This is a genomic window from Mesorhizobium sp. M7A.F.Ca.CA.001.10.2.1 (genome assembly GCF_003998575.1).
Taxonomy (GTDB): domain Bacteria; phylum Pseudomonadota; class Alphaproteobacteria; order Rhizobiales; family Rhizobiaceae; genus Mesorhizobium.
The window spans coordinates 1-3,185 of the sequence record NZ_RZQY01000684.1 but is presented as its reverse complement, the minus strand read 5'-3'; the positions used below and the strand labels follow the sequence as shown (position 1 = coordinate 3,185).

At 59.0% G+C, this 3,185-nt stretch carries 3 protein-coding genes; 2 read left to right on the top strand and 1 reads right to left on the bottom strand.

All coding sequences use genetic code 11. From position 1 onward, the window contains the following. Window positions 1-755 (top strand): L-threonine 3-dehydrogenase (tdh, locus tag EN964_RS29945; protein WP_127277103.1); only part of this gene is annotated, 755 nt, incomplete at its 5' end. 631 nt (window positions 756-1,386) lie between these two features. Here tdh and EN964_RS39470 read toward each other — a convergent pair. Beyond that, complete coding sequence (locus tag EN964_RS39470) at window positions 1,387-1,815, bottom strand: hypothetical protein (RefSeq protein WP_164749419.1); 429 nt, start codon at window positions 1,813-1,815, stop codon at window positions 1,387-1,389. Between the two features lie 635 nt (window positions 1,816-2,450). On the opposite strand from EN964_RS39470, the gene EN964_RS29935 reads away from it, so the two are divergent. After that, on the top strand, window positions 2,451-3,137 hold the full coding sequence (locus EN964_RS29935; RefSeq protein WP_063169262.1) for a response regulator transcription factor: 687 nt from the start codon (window positions 2,451-2,453) through the stop codon (window positions 3,135-3,137). Window positions 3,138-3,185 lie beyond the last annotated feature (48 nt).

Genomic DNA, 3,185 nt, shown 5'->3' with positions numbered 1-3,185 from the left:
ACATCGTCTGCGGCCATTGCCGCAACTGTCGCGCCGGGCGAGGGCATCTGTGCCGCAACACACTCGGCGTCGGCGTCAACCGTCCAGGCGCCTTCGGCGAGTATCTGGCGATCCCGCAGCACAATGTTGTGCCGATCCCCGACGATGTGCCCGATGAGATTGCCGCGATCTTCGATCCCTTGGGCAATGCCGTCCACACCGCATTGTCCTTCGATCTGGTCGGCGAGGACGTGCTGGTGACTGGCGCCGGGCCGATCGGCATCATGGGCGCGCTCGTCGCCCAATGCGTCGGCGCGCGCAAAGTGGTCATCACTGACATCAACCCGGTGCGGCTGGCGCTAGCCAAGAAACTCGGCGTCCAGCATGTCGTCGACGCCTCGAAGGAGAAGCTGCGCGACGTCATGCCGGTGCTCGGCATGACCGAGGGGTTCGACGTCGGGCTCGAAATGTCAGGCGCCGCCCCCGCTTTCCGCGACATGATCGATGCCATGAACAATGGCGGCAAGATCGCCATTTTAGGCATCGCGCCGACCGGCTTCGAGATCGACTGGAACAAGGTCATTTTCAAGATGCTGCATCTCAAGGGCATCTATGGCCGCGAGATGTTCGAGACCTGGTACAAGATGATCGCGCTGGTGCAGGGCCCGCTGGATGTCTCCGGCCTGATCACCCACCGCATCGGCATCGACGATTTTCAGATCGGTTTCGATGCGATGAAGAGCGGCAGTTCCGGCAAGGTGGTGATGGACTGGTAGGGATTGCCTTGGCCGCTATTCAGGAAAAGCTGACGACAGCACCTCTGGTCCGCCGGACATTTTCCAACTAGGGGAACATGGCTGGGTGGAGAGCTATGGCTCCGCTACGTGCGCTCGCTAATCATATACGGCGACGTATCGCGGCCCACCCGGTGACGGTCGATGGGGCAATTCGCTTCAGTCGATGACGGAAACCCGGTGAACCGATGCTGAGGCCCCGACGCGATCGTCTATTTCCTATGATCTGCGATTGAGGTCGAGGTGTTGCCGCTTTCAGCGGGTAAGATGCGATAGACGACTTCCGGTACCCTTCCGGTCAGCGAAAAGGAAGGCAACGAGCCGCATTGCCTCAAGCAAAATGTTACCAATAGTGTCCTGTTCCAAAGGGGATGGACAGGTCGTGCCATTCCGGTTCGGGGGAAGGATGGCGCGGCTCAGCATGGCGACACGGTGAAGCGGCGATCGTGGAGCTTTATTGCGGCGTTGACAAGCGGCGCATTCTGGATGAGTTCGAGGCGGTAACCGGCTATTATTCGCAAGCGCGCGATCCGTCTTATGAACCGTCGTGAGCAGAGGCCGTCTGCGGGCAAGAGCCGCAGCCGCTGTTACGGCAGCGATGTCCGCGACGCGCTCATCGTGTTGTGGGAGGATTCGGGGCGGCTGGGTCCGCATCGACGCTCGCGGCGGCCAGCGCCGCCGGGCAGGAATGAGTTCGCAGTTCGCCGCTCGGTGCCAGCCCGCACCTTCGGCGATTGGAAAGATCCGCCGCCCGGCTTTGTTGAGCGCATTCGGGCACGTCTTCGTCAGGGAGCTTCGTGCAGACGATAGTGCTGACCGGATTGCCGCCGGCTGGACCGATTGCATTCCGCTCCGCACGCGCGACAGCGGCAATGTGATCATGGCGATCAAGCAGGCCCGCTCCCGGTTTCGCTGACCCTGTGCTGCTGTTTGCCGGCATCCGCCCGCACAGGAAGAGCTTGTAAAAGCGGTCGGTGCGGAAATCGAGGAGCCGTTGGTCGTCGATCTTCAGCCTGAACGCGGTCGTTTGCTGGTGCCGCAAATCGGCTGTTGCATGTACATCCCTGTCAGACGTCAGTTTTCCTCGCCTATTTTGGTGTCGAGCGCGAAGTGCTCCAACCAGATTGCAAGGCTTTTTGGAAATGAGAGCGGCTTTGCGCAGGGCGCTCCGTTGTTGAGCATTCAAGCTACCAAGCCAATGACGCGCAGGTTCCACCAGGCTCGCCAGCCTTGAAGGACAGCGAAAAAAGCAGAGCACGACAGACACAACAGTGCATCAGGACGCCGCAGTCGTTGAAGATGGTGCGCTGCATCCATACCGTGGATGCATTCGATCCAAATAATCGATTTGTTCAATCAGTTTCTCGAAAGCTAACCCTACCCTCTGTGGGAATCGGGCTCTGAGCCGCGACGCTGCCTTGCGAGCGCAGGGGCTGCACGTAGGAGAGATGATGCAACGAGAAATCGCACGCGGGTTGCTGGCCTCGTGGGTTCGCCGACCGGCGTATTTGAGCCCGTCAGTTGGTCCTCACCCGCGCCTATTGCCACCGAGCGACTTGCATGTCCCTCCGACTCGGACCAGTTCCGAGAGCTGCGACGAGTTGCGCGCCGTGTGCTCCGATCAGATGGCCGCCGGTGACGCGTTCGATGGGCCGTCCCTCTTCGAGAGGAGATGAAATGCGAACGCTGCTCGTGGATCATCATGCGGATCTTGCGCGCGCCATGCGACTTGCGCTCGGGGATGGCGGCTTCGTCGTTGATGTCGTTGGTACTCTGGAACTGGCTTCGAGTGCATTTTCTTGCGCCAGCTATGAAATTCTCCTGCTGGAATTGGCTCTGCCAGATGGCGATGGCTTGGGTTGGCTGAGGCAGTTGAGGACCCACGGGCATTCAGTTCCTGCCGTCATTATGAGCAGCCTTAACGATCTCGATAAGCGAATTGCGATCTTCAACGGTGGTGCGGACGACTTTCTGCTCAAACCCATCTCTACCGATGAGCTTATTGCCAGAATGAGAGCCATTCTGCGCCGGGCGACACAGATGACCGACCTGAGGCTCGTATTTGGCAATCTCGACTTTGATCCGGTCGCCCGCCAGGTTTTCGTTGATGGGCACCCAATGATGATCGCACGTCGCGAACTCTGTGTTCTAGAGCACCTGCTTAACCGGGCAGGCCGCATCGTGCCCCGTGCGCAATTGGAAGATCACCTCTATTCATTCAACGACGACGTGTCTGCCAACGCGCTTGAAGTCGGAATTTATCGTTTACGGGGACATCTGACCAGATCAGGTGCAACGCCACGGATCAAGACCATCCGAGGCATTGGTTACATCCTAGAATTGACTGACGCCTCGTCCGCATAGTTTGTCGAATCGAAAGAAGATCTATTTTGCTGATCCTTCAACATCCTT